At 55.1% G+C, this 18,186-nt stretch carries 16 protein-coding genes; 5 read left to right on the plus strand and 11 right to left on the minus strand.

Going from position 1 to position 18,186, the window contains the following annotated elements:
* A partial coding sequence (locus VFE46_16580; GenBank protein ID HZZ29615.1) for a tRNA (adenosine(37)-N6)-threonylcarbamoyltransferase complex dimerization subunit type 1 TsaB occupies positions 1-218 on the minus strand: 218 nt, incomplete at its 3' end.
* A 303-nt stretch (positions 219-521) separates the two neighbouring features.
* On the opposite strand from VFE46_16580, the gene VFE46_16585 reads away from it, so the two are divergent.
* From VFE46_16585 to VFE46_16600, 4 genes are all read left to right on the plus strand, one after another.
* On the plus strand, positions 522-1,274 hold the full coding sequence (locus tag VFE46_16585; GenBank protein HZZ29616.1) for a metallophosphoesterase family protein: 753 nt from the start codon (positions 522-524) through the stop codon (positions 1,272-1,274).
* A 120-nt stretch (positions 1,275-1,394) separates the two neighbouring features.
* Positions 1,395-3,779 carry a membrane protein insertase YidC gene (gene yidC / locus VFE46_16590; GenBank protein HZZ29617.1) on the plus strand — a complete coding sequence of 795 codons (2,385 nt, stop codon included), beginning with the start codon at positions 1,395-1,397 and terminating at the stop codon, positions 3,777-3,779.
* A gap of 54 nt (positions 3,780-3,833) precedes the next feature.
* Positions 3,834-5,243, plus strand: a complete 1,410-nt coding sequence (locus VFE46_16595; protein ID HZZ29618.1) for a GTPase — start codon at positions 3,834-3,836, stop codon at positions 5,241-5,243.
* A 195-nt stretch (positions 5,244-5,438) separates the two neighbouring features.
* Positions 5,439-6,005, plus strand: coding sequence for an HdeD family acid-resistance protein (locus VFE46_16600; protein HZZ29619.1), 567 nt, complete (start codon positions 5,439-5,441; stop codon positions 6,003-6,005).
* A gap of 8 nt (positions 6,006-6,013) precedes the next feature.
* Here VFE46_16600 and VFE46_16605 read toward each other — a convergent pair whose 3' ends face one another.
* Together VFE46_16605 and VFE46_16610 are read right to left on the minus strand one after the other, a co-directional pair.
* Positions 6,014-7,006 (minus strand): RluA family pseudouridine synthase, encoded by a 993-nt coding sequence (locus tag VFE46_16605; protein HZZ29620.1) that lies wholly within the window; start codon positions 7,004-7,006, stop codon positions 6,014-6,016.
* Positions 7,007-7,016: 10 nt separating this feature from the next.
* Positions 7,017-7,865 (minus strand): tetratricopeptide repeat protein, encoded by an 849-nt coding sequence (locus VFE46_16610; GenBank protein ID HZZ29621.1) that lies wholly within the window; start codon positions 7,863-7,865, stop codon positions 7,017-7,019.
* A gap of 286 nt (positions 7,866-8,151) precedes the next feature.
* Between VFE46_16610 and VFE46_16615 the strand changes: the two genes are divergently transcribed.
* Positions 8,152-10,167 carry a UvrD-helicase domain-containing protein gene (locus tag VFE46_16615; GenBank protein HZZ29622.1) on the plus strand — a complete coding sequence of 672 codons (2,016 nt, stop codon included), beginning with the start codon at positions 8,152-8,154 and terminating at the stop codon, positions 10,165-10,167.
* A gap of 49 nt (positions 10,168-10,216) precedes the next feature.
* Here the strand turns inward: VFE46_16615 and VFE46_16620 are convergent, their stop codons facing one another.
* The 8 genes from VFE46_16620 to queA all read right to left on the minus strand — a co-directional run bounded on the left by VFE46_16620 (position 10,217) and on the right by queA (position 17,974).
* Entirely contained in the window at positions 10,217-11,584 is a 1,368-nt protein-coding gene (locus VFE46_16620) for a type II secretion system protein GspG (GenBank protein ID HZZ29623.1), read from the minus strand.
* 242 nt (positions 11,585-11,826) lie between these two features.
* Positions 11,827-12,597 carry a PIG-L family deacetylase gene (locus tag VFE46_16625; protein ID HZZ29624.1) on the minus strand — a complete coding sequence of 257 codons (771 nt, stop codon included), beginning with the start codon at positions 12,595-12,597 and terminating at the stop codon, positions 11,827-11,829.
* Positions 12,598-12,622: 25 nt separating this feature from the next.
* Positions 12,623-13,867 (minus strand): precorrin-6y C5,15-methyltransferase (decarboxylating) subunit CbiE, encoded by a 1,245-nt coding sequence (cbiE, locus tag VFE46_16630; protein ID HZZ29625.1) that lies wholly within the window; start codon positions 13,865-13,867, stop codon positions 12,623-12,625.
* A gap of 82 nt (positions 13,868-13,949) precedes the next feature.
* A complete protein-coding gene (locus VFE46_16635; GenBank protein ID HZZ29626.1) occupies positions 13,950-14,126 on the minus strand; it encodes a hypothetical protein in 177 nt (58 codons plus the stop codon).
* A gap of 220 nt (positions 14,127-14,346) precedes the next feature.
* On the minus strand, positions 14,347-14,679 hold the full coding sequence (locus tag VFE46_16640) for an iron-sulfur cluster assembly accessory protein (protein ID HZZ29627.1): 333 nt from the start codon (positions 14,677-14,679) through the stop codon (positions 14,347-14,349).
* Positions 14,680-14,867: 188 nt separating this feature from the next.
* A complete protein-coding gene (locus tag VFE46_16645; protein HZZ29628.1) occupies positions 14,868-16,103 on the minus strand; it encodes a cysteine desulfurase family protein in 1,236 nt (411 codons plus the stop codon).
* A gap of 77 nt (positions 16,104-16,180) precedes the next feature.
* The gene (locus VFE46_16650; GenBank protein ID HZZ29629.1) at positions 16,181-16,798 is read right to left on the minus strand and encodes a phosphoesterase; all 618 of its coding nucleotides are present in this window, start codon (positions 16,796-16,798) and stop codon (positions 16,181-16,183) included.
* Between the two features lie 117 nt (positions 16,799-16,915).
* Entirely contained in the window at positions 16,916-17,974 is a 1,059-nt protein-coding gene (gene queA / locus VFE46_16655; GenBank protein ID HZZ29630.1) for a tRNA preQ1(34) S-adenosylmethionine ribosyltransferase-isomerase QueA, read from the minus strand.
* Positions 17,975-18,186 lie beyond the last annotated feature (212 nt).

Raw genomic sequence — 18,186 nt, forward strand, 5'->3', positions numbered from 1 at the left:
CGCAGTCCCGTGAATGAGCCCGGACCGGTGGTCACGGCCACTAACCGCACGTCGCCTGGCTGCCAGCCGGCTGTTTTTAGCAATTCTTCGATGCCAGGTGCCAAAGATTGGGCGCTTCGCAGCTGTGCGTCTAAGTCGATCCCGACTACCGCTCGATCGTTTTCCAGCACTGCCACGCTACCAGCTAAATCGGTGGTTTCAATCGCCAAAATTCGCATGCTCTGAGTGGAAACGTTCGTGGAATTTTCGTGACGGCCGATGCATAACGCAGCCTTGAATTACCGCAATTCAGATGCGCGCGTCAAAACTGCCGTCGGATGGATACGATGACGCAAATGCCTATCGTGCAATGGCTTGACCGCCTTCGCGTTGCTTCGTAGACTGCCAGTTTAGCCTTGTCCGTTGCGACAAGATAGAATGAATTGACACCAACCCATCCGACGTGGGGCTACGGCGGCGTAAACCTGTAGGGTGTAGCGTCTGCTGGTTCCACGTTTATGTTCTTGTTAGGTTAAGCGCGCGTGAAGCGAGCCCTGATCAGCGATATTCACAGTAATCTCGAAGGCCTCGAGGCCGTGCTGGCCGACATCCGCGCCCAAGGGATCACAGAGATTTTCTGCCTGGGGGATATTATCGGCTACGGCCCCAACCCGCGCGAGTGCATCGACTTGGTCATGAACTGCAAAATGTGCTTGCTGGGCAACCACGACCAAGGGGCGCTATTTGATCCGGAGGGTTTTAATAGCGGCGCCGAACGAGCCATTTTTTGGACCCGCGAACAATTGGAAAATCCGCGTGGAAATCCCGACGCCAACACCAAGCGCTGGGAATTTTTGGGCGAACTACCTCGCAGCCACCGGGACAATGGCTTTTTATACGTGCATGGCTCGCCGCGCAATCCGCTTAACGAATATGTGTTTCCGGAGGACACCATTTGTAGTCCGAAAAAATTGGAAAAAAGCTTTGCGCTGATACAACGGTGTTGCTTCCAGGGCCATACCCATGTGCCAGGCGTGTTTACCGAAGGCATGAATTTCCTCAGTCCAGAAGAAATCAATTTTCAATATCGTGTCGGCAGTGAAAAGGCGATGATTAACGTGGGCTCCGTCGGACAGCCGCGCGACGGCGATCCGCGGGCTTGCTACGTAGTGCAGGAAGACGACAAAATTACCTACCGCCGCGTGGAATATCCGGCCGAGAAGACGCGGCAAAAGATTCACGACATTCCCGATCTCGATAATTTTCTCGGCGACCGGCTACTGGAGGGCCGGTAAGTGGGCGCCAAGCATTCAAAAAGTCGAAGAGTCAAACCCGCTACGACTTTAGGCGCTGCGACTATTCGGCTTTGCCGATTCCTCCCGTTTTTGATTCAGCCCGTGGTCTAGGATTTCTTCGTGGAAAACCGCCGTTTTATTTTGTTCATTGTCGGGGCGATTGCCATTCTGGCCGCCAATTTTGCGTTTTGGGCATGGCTGCGCGGGCCGCTGCCGCCGCAACCGGTGGCCCCACAAAAACAGAACGAAGCTGGAGCGGAAAAGAACGCGGCCGATAAACTCAATGGCGATGAACAAAGACCGAAAGAAGAGGCCACCGCCAATATAGAAGCCGCGCCTGCGAATGCAGCCGAAGAACGTGAGACGCCAACGCAATGGTTTACGCTTGGTTCCGCCGACGCCGGAGAAAATAATCCCTACCGCCTATTAGTGACGCTTACCAATCGCGGCGCGGCTGTGGAACGCATTGAGTTAAGCAGCGCGAAGTATCGCGATTTAGAAAACCGCGCCGGCTATTTGGGCCATTTGGCCGCAGAAAATGCTGCCCCAGGAGTGAAAATCAATTTGGTTGCACCCGGCACGCCTGCAGCCGCCGCCGGGCTGCTTCCCAACGACGTCATCACAGGAGTTAATTCGCAATCGGTGGCCGACGCGGCGGCTCTAGAAAAGGCCATCAACAACAGCTCGCCCGGCGAAAAAATTGAACTTTCGGTGCTTCGCGGTGGGCAGCCGCAATCGCTTTCGGTCACGTTGGGAAAGCGCCCGCTGGAAGTTGTGCGTCCGGAATTGTTCACAGCCGACATGCAAATGCCACAGCCGCTCGACATGGTCGCCGGCAACACCCACGATCCGTTGTCGTTTTTGCTGACGTTGTGGCAGATCGATAAAAAGACTTTGGCCGATGATAAAAAAATTTCCGATGATAAAACGCCGCCGGTCGATCCGCTGGCAGGACTTGACACGGAATTGCCGGGCGTTAAGCTCCGCACCGCAAACTGGCAGGCCAAGCAAATTGACGTCGATACGGTCGAATTCACGCGCGCGGTTCCAAGCTTCGATTTGGAACTTGTTAAGCGTTACAAACTCGCAAAAGCGGATGGTGGAAAACCCGCTTATCATCTAACGCTTGAAATTGAATTACGCAACACAGGCCAAACAAAGCACACGGTCAGCTACCAACTCGATGGGCCCACGGGATTGCCCATCGAGGGTTGGTGGTACACCAGCCGGCCGTCGCGCAGTTGGAGCGGCATCGGAGTGCGCGATACCGCCTTGCTTCTACAAGGAAAAGATCCGGCGCTCATCAGTCCGATGGCCACCGCCGAAGGGAAGCTCGATCCGCCCTACCGCTCGGAAGAACCCGATGCCCTGATGGTGTATGCGGGAGTGGACGGCCAATACGTGGCCTCCGCGCTGTTGCCGACACCGATGAAAGATCGCGAGCCCTGGTTAGCCCAAATCAAACCCATTGTCGTGGGCCGTATGCCCACTGATCCGCGCTATAAAACGCTGGGAGATGTTTCTTGCCGCTTGGTGAGCGTCAGCGAAACGCTGGATCCGGGCGGCGCGCCCGTCAAGCACAGTTACACTTTGTTTGCCGGCCCGAAGCAGCCCGATTTGCTGGCTCAATATCCGCTGGAAGGCGATCCCCAAGATAACTTGGGCGAATTAATTTATTACGGCTGGCCGATCTGGGCGGTGGTCGCCAGGCCAATGACTCACATTCTGTCTTTCTTTTACGGCATCGTGGGCAATTACGGGTTGGCGATCATCCTGCTGACGGTGCTGGTTCGGGCTTGCATGTTTCCCTTCACGCGCAGGCAAGCGGCTAGCGCACAAAAAATGCAGGCACTAAAGCCTGAGCTAGACCGCATCAACCAAAAATACAAAGGCAAAGCAGAAGAAAAAACGCGGGCGATGCAGGAGCTGTATCGCAAGCACAACTTCAATCCGATGGCCGGCTGCATGTTGGCCTTTTTGCAGTTACCCATCTTCATTGGGTTGTATCGCTCGTTGATGATCAACATCGATTTGCGCCAGGCGCCATTGTTGGGAGAAAGCATCCGCTGGTGCTCGAACCTCGCGGCGCCTGACATGCTGTGGTATTGGAAAGATTTTTCGCTGATTCCCAATTTTTTAACGGCCTACCGCGGGTTCATGTCACTAGGGCCCTATTTGAACATTCTGCCGATTTTCACCGTCACGCTGTTCATCATTCAACAGCAAATGTTTATGCCGCCTGCGACTGACGATCAAACGAAAACGCAGCAAAAAATGATGAAGTACATGCTGATTTTGATCGCCTACGCTTATTATTCGGTGCCCAGCGGGTTGTGCTTGTACATTATTGCTTCCAGCATCTGGGGCATTGCTGAGAAAATGCTGTTGCCAAAAACAAAAATAACTGACGGCGCGCTGGCGACAGCTTCCAGTCGAACTGGAGCTTCTTCCTCCGGCAACGGCGCAGCTACCCGACGTGATCGAAAAAGGCAACGCGGAAAATAAGCGTGTAAGTTCAGAGGGGCCATTCTTGCTTGAAACCTGGTCATTTTTGGCCTCATGCTTTCGCTCGACGATACCATTGCCGCAGTTGCGACAGCGTCGAACCCGGCGGCGCGGGGAATTGTGCGGCTCAGCGGACCTCAGGCCGTAGAAATTATTTCGCGATGCTTTGTCGCATTACATTCCAATGCGGATTGGACGCGGCTGAAGCAACCGACGGCAATTAGCGGGCACGTGTCTGGCAATCGTTTGCCTGGTTCGTCGGCAAATAATCAGCCGCTGCAATTACCGGCCGATCTTTTTTTATGGCCCACGACTCGTAGCTACACGCGTCAGCCCCTGGCAGAAATACATTCCATCGGGTCGCCTCCCCTGCTGCAAACTTTGCTGCAAGCCGTCTGCAATGCCGGTGCCCGACTGGCCGAGCCGGGCGAATTCACGCTGCGCGCATTTTTGGCCGGCCGCCTCGATTTGACGCAAGCGGAGGCCGTTTTGGGCGTGGTCGATGCCGCCAATCGTCAGCAGCTTCACGCGGCTTTGGAACAATTGGCCGGCGGATTATCGCACCCCTTGCAGCAGCTGCGGTCCAACTTGCTGAATCTGCTGGCAGACTTGGAAGCCGGACTCGATTTTGTGGAAGACGACATCCGCTTTATCACCTCCGACGAATTAAAACATCGCCTGGCCGATGCGGCAATGCAAATGGAAATCACTGGCCGACAACTGGACAACCGCACCGCCGGCGCAGGCTTGCCGCGTGTGGTGCTGCTGGGTTGGCCGAACGTAGGAAAAAGCAGTCTCTTTAACGCGCTTTTGGAAAGCGCTGCCGCCTTGGTTTCCCCGCAGGCTGGCACCACGCGTGATTATCTTGTCGCCGTTATTAACGCTGCCGGATTGCCTATCGAGCTGATCGACACCGCGGGGATGATGTCCGAAGGCGAATCGCGGCGGCCCGAAGATGTTGCTGCTCAATCCGCCTCGGAGCATCAGCAGGGCCAGGCCGACTTGCAACTGCTGTGCCTGGATGCCACCCGAGCGGCCAACGATTGGGAACAAGCTGAGATACAGCGTGTGAAATCATATTCCAACACGTTAATCATTTTGACGAAATGCGATGCACCCGCTCAGGCAAATTGCATGGAGCCAGCCATTCGCACCAGCAGCCATAGCGGGCAGGGATTAAATCAATTGCGGAGAGCCATTCGTGCTGCCCTAGCGGCACAGCCCAATGAAGCAGGAGTCGTCGCTGGAACGGCAGCCAGAGTGCGGGAAAGTTTGCGGCTAGCAAACGAGGCTCTGTTGCGAGCGCAGCGTTTAGTCGGATCTGCTGAGGTTCATCAAGCGGCGGAAGAGCTCCTGGCAGCGGAGCTTCGACTCGCCTTGGGGGAATTGGGAAAAGTGGTGGGCGCTGTATATACCGATGATTTGTTGGACTGCATTTTCAGCCGGTTCTGCATCGGCAAGTGAGTGGTAAGGCCAAAAGCGCTTGCTTGCCTAAGAGATTCGCCTGGAAAAGATGCGAACTGGGTTGATACTTAAGCCAGCATGACCTACAAATAGATAGCCCAAACGCCAATCACTGCCCAGACTACGCAATATAACAGGCGAAAACGGCGGCGATATTTCATGTGTCCGTCTTTCGATTTTTGAAGGGTTTTAAGCATGTTTGATAAGGCAAAACGCATTTCCAGTTTTCTGGTGATTCGCGGCTTGTTGGCACTGGTGTTCGGCGTGCTGGTGTTGGCGCTTCCCACGCTGGCGGTGGTTTCTTCGTTGATTTGGGTGTTCGCGATTTTTGCGATTGTGGATGGAACCTTTGCCGTCGTCGGGTCGTTGGCCAGTCATGAAACGTTTGAGGATTGGTGGCTCCTGCTATTGGCCGGCATCATGGGAATTATGATTGGCGTCTTCACGTTTGCTCGGCCTGGCGTGGCAGCGTTGGTATTGGTGATGTACATTGGCCTGCGAGCAATCATCAGCGGCATTTTAGAAATTGTTTTCGCAATCCGGCTGCGCAAGCATGTGGAAGGCGAATGGCTGTTCGTTGTGGCCGGCGTGCTCTCGATGCTGTTCGGCCTGGCGCTGATTGTGTGGCCGATCGCCGGAATCGAGGCCGTGGTATGGCTGATCGGAGTTTACGCTATTGCTGGTGGCGCCATGCAACTGGTGCTGGCCGGGCAAGTGCGCGATTGGGTGCGGCGGATCGAAGACAGAAAAACAGCCGCATAGCAACTGCGTCAGGAAGTTCGCTTGGACGGCGGCCTGAAAGATCGCAATTCATTCAGCACTGCCAGCAGATCAGCGGCCAGGGGCGCTTCGAAAGTTAATACCGCGCCGCTGGCCGGATGTGCCAAGCTTAGTCGTTGGGCATGCAACGCTTGCCGAGCAAGAATGACTTGGCGATCGTCGGTTTGCTTCCGAATTTCGCCGCGCGTAATTTCCGCTCGGCCGCCGTATTGTTTATCACACAATACTGGACAACCGATGGCCGCCAAATGGACGCGAATTTGGTGCGTCCGTCCCGTCTTTGGTTTCACTTGGAGTGCGGCAAAGCCGTCGAACAACTCGGCGACTTCGTACATGGTTTGCGCCGGCCGGCTGGACGGATGATCGCGACGAATGGCCATTTTTTCCCGTTGATACGGGTGCATTCCAATCGGCATGTCGATGACGTCGCGATCCCGATCGATTGCACCTACTACAATCGCAAAATACTCTTTCTGTACCGTGCGCTGAGCAAATTGCTCCGCTAATGCGTAATGGGCCGCATCGGTTTTAGCCACAACTAAAACCCCGCTGGTATCACGATCTAGCCGATGCACAATACCAGGACGAGTGGGACCACCGGCTCCGCTGAGTTGTTGAAAATGAAACGCCAAGGCTGCGGCTAGTGTGCCCGACCAGTGCCCTTTGGCCGGATGCACAACCATGCCTGGCGGCTTGTTGATTGCCGCCAAATGCTCGTCTTCGAATAGTATTTGCAGCGGAATATCTTCCGGCACAGGGCCCGGTCGAGGCAGCTCGGGCAATGCAAACCGTAATTGCTCGCCACCTTTTAAACGCTGCCCGGCCTTGGCCGGCCGATCGTTCAGCGAAACTGCGCCCGCATCAATCGCCCGCCGCAATTGGGCGCGGCTGAATTCAGGAAACTGGCTGGCCAAAAAGACATCGAGCCGGCACCCGGCATGCTCCGGCTCTACCATGCGCTCAATCGGCGAGCCAGCGGACATCAGACGTTCGTCATTTCGACGCTCCGGCCGGCGGAGAATTGGAACCCGGCGGGGAAGATTCAGGTACCGGGGCCACTGGAGGAATCGATGTGCCGCCAGACTTGTTGTCGGAAGTACGGCTTGAAGTGCTGCCGGATAGCGCACTGGGCAACTTTACATCGCCTGGAGATACCGATTCGGAGGGCTCTTCTAAATTAAAGGCAGGCTTCACACCGGGTATGCCGGGCGAATTATCCTGCGCTGGCGGGCGTGGCTCTTGCTTGGCAAACCAATCGTAAAACTCTTTGATCGACGGCTGATTCAAACGGTTAATATGAGTTCGAGCTGACTCGACCAGTGAACTATCTGGATACTCTTTGATGAGACGCTGGAAGTCGTCCCGGGCGCGGTCTAAATCGCCTATGGATTCGTGAGCTCTTCCTAAACCGTACAACGCCCAAGCCCGCAGCATGGGGTCCTTTGTTTCCTTTTCAACCGTGGCAAACGCTTCGGAGGCATTAAAAATGGCTTCGCGACCAGCCGGCTTGTTGGCGAATAGCGCGTTGGCGCCGTTATCGAGCATTGTTTCCGCCATCACCAATTGGGCTACGGTTGCTGGTTGCGTACCACGATGATCGTCCACCGTGCGCTGCAGTTCGGGCATCATTTGGCTGTCCAATGCCATGACGAGCTGATCGGAAGCCGCGACCGTGGCTCGCCGTTCGACCGAGCCCAAATAGGCATAAACCGCCAAGACAATCGCCAGCGCCACGAGGATGCCGAGGATAGCCCGCGCGTAAGGCTTGAGCTTTTCGCTGGTTTTTTCCAGCCAGTCGGCGAGTTGGTTGGTATGTAGTTCGTGACGGTGTTGAGCTTTCATCCGTGTTCCAATGAAGGGGAGTAGTACACAAATCGACAATGCAGATGTGCCGAAAGTCGATGCACGAATGACTTTTAGCCGCGCTTATTTCCTGCAGAAGTATAGCGCCGAAAGAAGATTAACGTCAAGGCCGGCACGGGCATGGAATGACGAAGTATCGACAGAAATTTCAGCCAATGGACAAGCCGCCGGTGCAAACGATACACTCGCGGGCCAGCCAAGTGTCATTAAAATTTATATCGGCGTCTTTAGCACGTCGCCAGAATATTCTCTCTGCTGCTGACCCATGTCGCTTAATCCTGCTCAACGCCAGGCTGTTGAAACGCTTTCCGGACCGCTATTGGTTCTGGCCGGGGCAGGCACGGGCAAAACTCGCGTGGTTACATTTCGAATTGCCAACCTAATCCGCAATCGCACGAAGCCGGAACGGATTTTGGCGGTCACCTTTACCAACAAAGCGGCCGGCGAAATGCAACAACGGGCTGCCGAACTGTTGGGCAAGCAACTGAAGTCGCGGCCAGAAATTTCCACATTTCATTCGCTGTGCGTGCGAATACTTCGGCGGCAAATTCAGCATTTAGGCTATCCGCGGCAGTTTGTCATTTTCGATCGCGGCGATCAGGAAGGAGCCGCCCGGCAATCGCTGCGCGAAGTTCGGGCCAGCGCCGACCGGCTGCGTCCCGGCGATTTGCTGTATTTCATTGGGCGTTGGAAAACGGCGGGCGTGGAACCCAACGAAGCCGCTGCACAGGCGGAAACGGAGCGCGATCATCTTGCGGCGGTGGCTTACCGCCGCTACCAAGACGCTTTGAAAACCGCGGGCGCTGTCGATTTCGACGATCTGCTGCTGCTCACGCAAAAACTGTTCGACGAGTTTCCGCAAGTTCGCCGCGATGAAGCGCGCCGCTTCGACCATCTGCTGATCGATGAATATCAGGACACCAACGCCAGCCAATACCGGATTGTGAAAGCGCTCGCCGGTGGTCATGGAAACTTGTGCGTGGTGGGGGACGATGATCAATCGATTTACGCTTGGCGCGGCGCCGAAGTGGAACACATCCTGCGATTCCAGCACGATTGGCCCCACGCCACCGTGGTGCGGCTAGAAGATAATTACCGCACCTGCGAAGCCATTTTGGAATTCGCCAACCGGTTGATTGCGTTTAACCGAAATCGCCATGAAAAAGTGCTGCGCGCTTCCATCTCCGGCGGTTTGCGGCCAAGCATCGTGCAATGCCAGGACGAGACCGACGAAGCCGCACAAACCGTCGCAGATATTAAACTGCGGCTGGAAAACCCGGCGATTCAGCGGTGCGAAATTGCCATTTTGTGCCGCACCAACGAACAGCCACGACCCTTCGAAATGGAACTTCGCAAGGAAAAACTTCCTTACGTGCTGATTGGCGGACAATCGTTTTACGATCGCCGGGAAGTGAAAGACCTTCTGGCTTATCTGCGCGTGCTAGATCGCCCGCACGATGAGCCATCGTTATTGCGGATCATCAACATTCCGCCGCGCGGCATTGGGCAAACCACGGTCAAAACGCTGGTGGAGCAGGCGGTGCAGCAAGGCCGCCCCTTGTGGGATGTTTTGGCGAACCTGCCAACCGACGCCAAATTGACCCCGGTGGCGATCGAAGCGACGAATAAATTTCGCACGTTGATTGAATCATATCGTGCTCGTGTTGCTGAAGAGCCGCTATCCGAAATTACCACGCAATTGATCACGCACATCCGCTATCAGGACGATTTGGCCCGGCAATACCCTGATGCCAACGAGCAGCAAAGCCGCTGGGCCAGCGTCCGGGAACTAATTAACGCTTTGGCGTCGTACGAAAAGCGCGCGAAAAAACCCACACTCCGTGCTTTTCTGGACGAAGTGGCGCTCGGCGAGCGCGACGAAGCCAGCGACAAGGAATCGAAACTCAATCGCAATGCCATCGCACTCATGACATTGCACGCCGCCAAAGGATTGGAATTTCCGCACGTGTATTTGGTCGGCCTGGAAGAAGGCTTGCTGCCGCATCAAAAATCGGTTGACGCGGAAAAAAATGGCGACACGAAGGCCATCGACGAGGAACGCCGGCTGTGTTATGTGGGGGTGACGAGGGCGAAAGATCGGCTGACACTGTCGCTGGCGCTTTCGCGAATGAAATGGGGCAAAGCGCGGCCCACGGAACCGAGCCGGTTTTTGTATGAATTAACCGGTCAGGCGGAAAATCGAAAATCACGAACGCCACAAAATGCAAAGAAAGCACCGTCGCAACGCCATGGAACTTTGCGGCGCGCTCCGCTCAGATGAATTGCTGAGTTGCCGTTGCGCAAAGCCGGCTGCGAAGCACGCAATGGGCTTATTGTCGGACGATGGGGCCCAGCAGTTGGCAAATCTCGCCGGGTTCAATTTTGAAAGTGCGAACAATATCGATCCCATCGCCGGTGCCGCCGGGAACGCCATCTGAACCATAGCTCGTAATGACGAAAGTGTCGGGCCCGGTTACCGAATAATGGAGCTTTTGGTTCCAAGCATCGGTGATTTCTTTTGCCGAGCGGTTGTCCTGAATAGCACACAGTTTTGCAGGCAACTTTTGATTCTGCAGGGCGTACAGCTCGATGCGATTGGCCGTTTTATCGATGGTGGCAACGGTGAAATCAACCGGTGAATTTGCATTGGCCAACGATCTGGAAAAAAATAGGCCGAAAAAAATGATGCTGGCAGCGAACGCGGCAACCATGCCGGCCGGCAGGTTTGAATACTCGCGAAATTTCCGACGAATGCTGACTTTCCGATTGGGGCGTGTGTCTGCCGAGGGGATTGCACGCACGGGGCCTGGCTGCGACGCCCCAGGAAAAAAGCTGCGCGGGGTTGGTTCCTCGAAGAAGCTTTCCCACGGGGTGCCTAAGAAGTGTTGTTGCAATTCAGTGTAATTTTCAATCGCCACCGATAAGGGACGCACTTCCTGCTTGATCATATTAATTTTTAGATCGCACACGTCGACGCCGAGAAACTGCTGCGCTTGCCGCAAGTGTTCCGCAGGAGTTTGTGAGACATCTTCATAAAACCAATCCAGGGTTTCGTGTCCCGCGATTTTTTTATCGATGACTTTATTATAACGCTGCCTGCTGCGCCATTCGGCTATGCACTGCCTGGGCTTAAGATGCACCACCGCTTGCGATCTTTCAGACTCACTTCCAATTTTGAACTTTGTGGTTTGTTCTGCTATTTTCAGAGAGGTATAAGTCGCTAAAAGATTACGCCGTTTAAGATAAATAATTTGCACCTCTTGGTTTCGCTGCAGCCATTTCCAAATGCAGCGGAACGTGTGATTTTCAACCTGCTCTGGAAACAGCTTGAAGCCAACCGCCTTGACGTGGTCTGGGTAAGACGCAAATACATACTGCTCAAGAAACTCCAGCGGCCATTTATTTCGGAACTCCATTAACTTGGCGGAATGATTTTCGTAGCTGCCGAAAGCAAAATCGATTCGCTTGCGGTGAAACAACTCGGCAAAGGCGACAATTTGCGGATGATTGTCCAGGGCATCGATAATCATTGAGGAGCCGGAACGTGGATGCCCCAACAAGACGAACTTGCGGTAGCTGCGATTCGACCCTTGCAAGGCAGCCGGCCGGGTGGCAACTAAATCTGCAACGGTCGTTTTTTCTGGACGTTGGGCGGGCTTCAACGATTGAAGCGCGGTGCCGAGGCGTGCTTCGGGCATAGTAACATCTCCTCCCTTACGACAAATTTAAGCCTATGCGCTCGATGAATTGCCGAAGAGCGGAAAACTACGACGTCACTGCAAAGATGCGAAATTGGATCGTCTAAACTTTTTGCGACGTCTAAAAAGACACTCCTAGTTTTCCGCGAAAGTAACCCATGCGACACGCGCCGCTTGAATCAACTAATCAGCATCTTCGACACGTTCGGCACGCCCACTTTAGCCAATAATACCCCTACATATTACCGGGGTGGTTCGGGCGGAGCCGGTTGATCGCCCGGCTTTTTGCCGAATAAAAAGTGCATGAGATCGCGGGTGCCGATCAACCGCGGGCTGGAAAACATTTCGCCGGCAGGAAAACCCGCGGCCGTTCCCAGTTGCACGGCGAAGGCCTGCACGCGCTGCTCGATCTGCTTTTCCGGCTTGGCGCCGAATTGTGTTTCGTAGCAACGGATGGCTTCGAGCTTGGCTGCCAGCGTGTCGGTAATGTCGACCACGATGCTGCCTGCCCCCGGCGGCACGCCAAATGAGGTGAATGCCAGCGTGTAATACAAATAGGCGGTGATGGTGTGAACCGGCAGACCGTCGAAGTGTTGATCCCACTTGGTTAGCCGTGCGTAGAACACGCTGGCATCGGTAATTTGCATCGCCTGAAAATGGTCGGGCGAAGCCAGTGGCGTTTTTTCGCCAAAGCCAAACACCAACCGCGGCCGGTAGCGGCGGAACACTTTGCCCAACGCCACCCGGGCTTCGAACGTGTCGAACAACCGCCGGTTGGGCAATCCCAACTGCACCCGCACGTGCACGCCGAGTTTTTTTGCCGCCGCCTCGGCTTCGGCCAGCCGCGCTTCCGGCCCAGGCGAATGCGGCGTGGGTTCGCCATCCGTGAGATCGACAATGCCCACGCGATAACCCTGCTTGACCAGTTTGGCCAGCGTGCCGCCGCAGGCGATTTCCACATCATCCGGATGCGCGCCGACGGCAATCACATCGAGCGGTTTTTCGTCAGGCATGGTTTAGAAGTGGAAAGGAAAAATCTCATTTCGGTTTGACTGTGCTCAGTAAGAACGTGGGATTCAATGCGACAAATCGCATCCTTTCCAGTTGCTGTGTGCCGCGAGCGACGTTGATCATGAGCACGTTGACGTCGCCAGTATGCCGTTGCAATCCTTCGCGCACGGCTGCCAAGTTTTCGATGCTGCCGACGGAAGCGACCAATCGCCCGCCGGGCTTCAATTGCTTGTACGCCAGTTCCACCAGCCGGGAAATTTCGCGCCCGCTGCCGCCGACAAAAATGCAATCGGGCTGCGGCAAATTGCCCCACGCCTCCGGGGCACGGCCCAACACGGGCACCAGGTTTTTCACGCGAAAGCGCTCGGCGTTCGCTTTAATCAGCTCGATATCTTCCGGATCCATTTCAATGGCGTAGGCTGTGCCTTCGGCGGCTAACAAGGCGGATTCAACCGAGACCGATCCGCTGCCGGCCCCCACATCCCACACAATGCTGTTCGTTGCGATGGCCAATTCCGCCAGGGCAATGCTGCGGACTTCCGCCGGGGTAAGCAGGCCGCGCTTTGGCCGGGCTTGTAAAAATACTTCATCCGGATTGCCGAAGCGACGCAGCCGTTGGGCATCGGTCGGACGATCGGGCGTTTCCGGCCGCCGCACCAAAATCATCACATTCAGCGGGGCGAATTGCTCACGGGCAATTTCATTCAGCGAGCCTTGCGTTACTCGTTCATCGGGCGAACCGAGATTTTCACACACATAGGCCTGAAAATAATCGATTTGCTCGCCCAGCAAGGCCTTGGCCACGGCGGCGGGCGGAAACGCTTCGCTGGTGAACAGGCCCACGGTGTCGGCGATGCGGATTTTTTCGATCACTGCAGTCAGCGGATGCGAAGCCAAGTTGGTCAGGTAAGCATCTTCCCAACTTTCTTTCACTCGGGCGAACGCCAATTGCATGCTGCTGACGTGCGGCACGACCTCGAAGCGATCCTTGCCGAGCTTATCGCACAAATAGCGGGCCACGCCGTAAAAAAGCGGATCGCCCGAAGCCAGCACGGCGATTTTTTTGTCGCCAGCCTGGCTGACCAGTTGGACGGCTTCATCCAAATTTCCGCCCAGCGACACACGCTGCTCGGTCACGCCCGATTTGGGCAATAACTTGAGCGTGGCCTCCGCGCCAAGCACCAGTTCGGCCTCTTCAATCAGCCTGCGGGCCTGGGCAGTGATTCCTTCCAGTCCATCGTCGCCAATGCCGATGATGTGGATTTTCTTCATGCCGCCGATTCTACGTTATCGGCGTAAAAACGAAAAGCGGTTATCAAACGTCTGACAATAGGGTGCGACAAAAATTCGCCGATTAGTCAGCCAACACGCGGTCGAGCACCAGCAATAGCACGCCGCCGGCGATCAGCGACGAACCGGCAATAACTTCGTGACCTTCGAAAATGCTGACCAACACGAACTGCCTTCCCATCAATGGCAAAACGAACGAGCCGATTCCCAATATCAGCAAAAAGATTGTAATACGGCGCATAAGTGCGCTCCCATAATCTCGCGAAAAGAGAATAAGAAAAGAACGCTCTTAGCGGGGTATTTTAACCAAGGTTCCGTCCGACGCCATCAGGGCGCAAAAAAAGTGCCACGCAAAGATGGGTCCATTGCGTGGCAACGGTGGGTATTTTTAATCGGGGTCGCAAAGCACCGCTGCCCTTGCGGTTCGCGGCAATAGCGACATCAACCAATCACAAAACTTTTTATGCTTGGAACGAGCTGCCGCAGCCACAGCTTTTAACGGCGTTGGGGTTATCGAAGGTGAAGCCGCGTTTTTCCAGCCCTTCGTAAAAATCGACCGTGGTGCCGTCGAGGTATAAAGCGCTTTTCTTATCGACGACCAGGCTCACGCCGTGGCAATCGTATTTGGAGTCGGCCTTTTCATCGAACTTTTGATCAAAGCCCAAGTTGTATTGGAAACCGCTGCAACCACCTCCGGCCACGCCCACGCGCAACAGCGTGCCGGCTCCCATCTTTTGGTCTTCAAGAATTTTCTTGACTTCTTTTGCAGCCCGTTCGGTGAGCGAAACAGCCATGGCGAGTTAAACTCCTGAATTCTTCATTGAAATGGGTTGATAGCGGTGGCTTTTATTTCAGCACTTCTCTGAATTATACGCTGAAATTTTCAAATGGAAGAGGGCAATTTTGTGACGGGCCCATGGACCAAACACCAAGCAGGAACTGAATTTGCCGCTGCCAATTGGCCATTACAATAGGTTTTTGGTTACTTTTCCCTCCCCATACTCGAAAGTTTTCGCAGGCGGTTGACGGAACCGGCGACAATCTCGATTGCGGCTTCCACGTTAGCGGCTGTGTTGAAGCGGCCCAGGCCAAACCGCAGGCTGCTGCGAACGGCATCCTCGGAAAGGCCTAGCGCTCGCAACACATGGCTGGGTTGTGGATTAGCCGAAGTGCAAGCGCTGCCTGCGCTAACAGCCAACCGATCTTGCATGTCCAGCAGCAGCGCCTCACCTTCGACAAAAACAAAACTGACATTCAAATTGCCGGGCAGGCGAACAAGGTTGTTGTTGATCTTGGGCTGATCCAGTTCTGGGCCATTGAGGACCACATTGGGCAGATGTTCGGTCAGCCCGGAAAACAGTCGATTTCTTAGTGCGGCCTGGCGGGGTTGTTCGACGGGCATTTCTTGATCGCACAATTGTAAAGCCCGGGCAAAACCGACAATGCCCGGCACGTTGGCGGTGCCGCTGCGCAAGCCATTTTCTTGCCCGCCGCCGAAAATCTGAGGTTCCAATTTAACCAGCGGGGTCCGCCGACGTACAAACAACGCGCCGATTCCTTTCGGCCCATAAATCTTGTGGGCCGAAAAGCTCAGCAAATCGACTGGCAAATCGTCCACATGGACAGGCATTTTCCCCACGGCCTGCGTGGCATCGCTGTGCAATAAAATTCCGCGCTGTCGGCACACGGTTCCAATTTCCGCCAAGGGCTGAATCACGCCGATTTCGTTATTCGCCAGCATCACGCTTACCAACACAGTATTCTCACGCATGGCAGCGGCAACTTGCTCGGCTGAAATTAGGCCCGCGCCAGAACTGCCGGCCTGTTCCACAGGCAACAGCGTGATTTCGCAGCCGCGCTGGCTCAGAAACTCCAAGGGATCCAAGATGGCCTTGTGTTCGGTCATCACACTAATGATGTGTGGCGGCCGATCGGGCTTTTTGATCCGTGCTCGCTCCGTCACCCCGCGCAATGCCAGGTTGTTGCTTTCCGTCGCGCCGCTGGTAAACACGATTTCCCGCGGCTGGGCGCCAATACTTTCTGCGATACTTTCCCGGGCTGCAGCCACGGCTTCGCGCGCTTCCCAGCCGTAACGGTGGCTGGTGCTGCCCGCATTTCCAAATTGCTCGCTGAAAAACGGCAACATGGCCTCCAACACCCGCGGATCGACCCGCGTAGTGGCGTGGTTATCCATGTAGATGGGCAAGTCGCTGGCCATTCACTTGTTTATTATCGAGCGACGTTCCCTGTCGAAGAAAAAATACCGGAGAAAAACATACGGAACCCCGATTCCGATCAACCAAACAAAGCTTGCAAGCAAAATTGCGACCACGATTCAAATTGCGGCAAATCGGCAAGCAATTCTGTCACCGGGCGGAAGCCGGCATCCAAAATTTCGCTTTCTCGCGACTTTACCGCCGGGCGCTCTACGTCGAGCAAATGCACCACACCCAAGTGAACCTGGCCGACGGGGGTTTGATCGTCGTTAATCAATCCTACGCAGCGGCCTGTGAACGGGGTATCGATAATCACCTCTTCATCGAGCTCGCGCCGCATGCCTTCGTCGTAGGGAACGCGGCCCTCCGTGGTGCAATCGTCGATGGAAATGTGGCCTCCCACCCCCACGCTCCGTTTGCTGTGGAGGCGGCTTTCGCCCATGCCTTTGCCGCGGGTGTACTGAAACAAATGATTTTGGCCGGTGGCGTCGCGGTGGCGAAAAATGACGTAGGGGATTAACTGCTTGAAATCCGGATTTTCTTCCATTTCGCCCCGCGGACGGTAACTGGTGTTGCCGGCGCTCAGCAGTTCTGCCAGATAACGATCAATTTCGCGGGTGAAGCCCTGGAAATAACCGAGGCGATGAAACAACTCGGTGGGTACAACCAACACGAGTTCGGTATGGACGAGAGACATGAGGAAGAATTCTGGGTAAAGAATTGGGGATTTGGATTCAAAAAGAAGATTAAGCGAGCCAGGCGTAAGAAATTGGTTACCTCGTGAATGATTGGCAGTATACGAATCGCGGCCCGGTCACACAATTAGCATGGCGTCGCCATAGCTGTAAAAGCGGTATTCGTTTCGCACTGCTTCCTCATACGCAGATTGCATAAGTTTGTCGCCGCCAAAGGCTCGCACCAACACCAACAACGTCGTGCTGGGGAGGTGAAAGTTGGTTAACAAGCAATCGACGGCTCGAAAGCGATACGGCGGCCGGATGAACAGTTGAGTTTGTCCTTCCCAAGGTCGCAGCACGCCATCGGCGGCGGCGGTTTCCAAAACGCGCACCGAAGTGGTGCCCACGGCCACAATTCGCCCTTTATTTTTTCGAGCAAGATTAATCCGCTCCACGTTCGTGGCATCGATTTGCCCCCATTCGCTGTGCATGGCATGCTTGTCGAGCTGGGCGGCCTTAATGGGGCGAAAAGTATCCATTCCCACGTGCAACGTCACACGGGCGATGCCGATTTTCGCGGCCTGCAGGCGATCGAGCAATTCGGCCGTGAAGTGCAAACCAGCGGTGGGAGCCGCCACGGAACCGCTGTGCTTGGCATAGACGGTTTGATAGCGCTGCAGATCGGCATCGACCATTTCGCCGTGACGAATGTACTTGGGCAAAGGAACGCGGCCAATCCGCTCCAACAATTTGATGGGGAGCTCATCTTCCGACGGCCGGACCAGCCACACACCCTGCTCCGATTTCGCGATCAATCGCAATTGAGTATCTTCTCGAGCCAAACGGTCGAGCAATTGAATGGTTTCGCCCGGCGCCAGCTTCCCTCGGGCTTTGCACAACACCTGCCACGCACCACTGGGTTCCGAATTGAGGTACAACCCTTCCCAGCGGCCTTTGGTCGACATGCGATAGCCCACCAAGCGGGCAGGAATAACCCTTGTATCGTTCAGCACCAGGCAATCACCAGGGCGGAGTAACTCCGGCAGATCGCGCACATGCTGGTGCATGATTTGACGCTGCGCGCGATCGACCACCATCAACCTGGCGTCGGCCCGATTTGCCATCGGTTCCTGCGCAATCAGATGCTTGGGCAAATTGTAATTGTATTGATCGAGTTCAGAAGTCACGTTCGTCATTGCGCCCTGCCAAAAAATCGCCAAAAACACATCGCAGAAATTTAACGCTGTGGCGGCCCATTTTAACGGGCCGGAAGCGCCAAGCGCAGGGCTATGAACAGGCGTTCACAAAATAGTGTTGATGTTCATGGAGGCGGCTCCTGATAGCATGCATTTGTCTGGCCGAAGTCCTCGGAACTAGACGACTTACGACAAGTAGCTCACACTCCATG

It is taken from the genome of Pirellulales bacterium (assembly GCA_035656635.1).
Taxonomy (GTDB): Bacteria; Planctomycetota; Planctomycetia; order Pirellulales; family JADZDJ01; genus DATJYL01.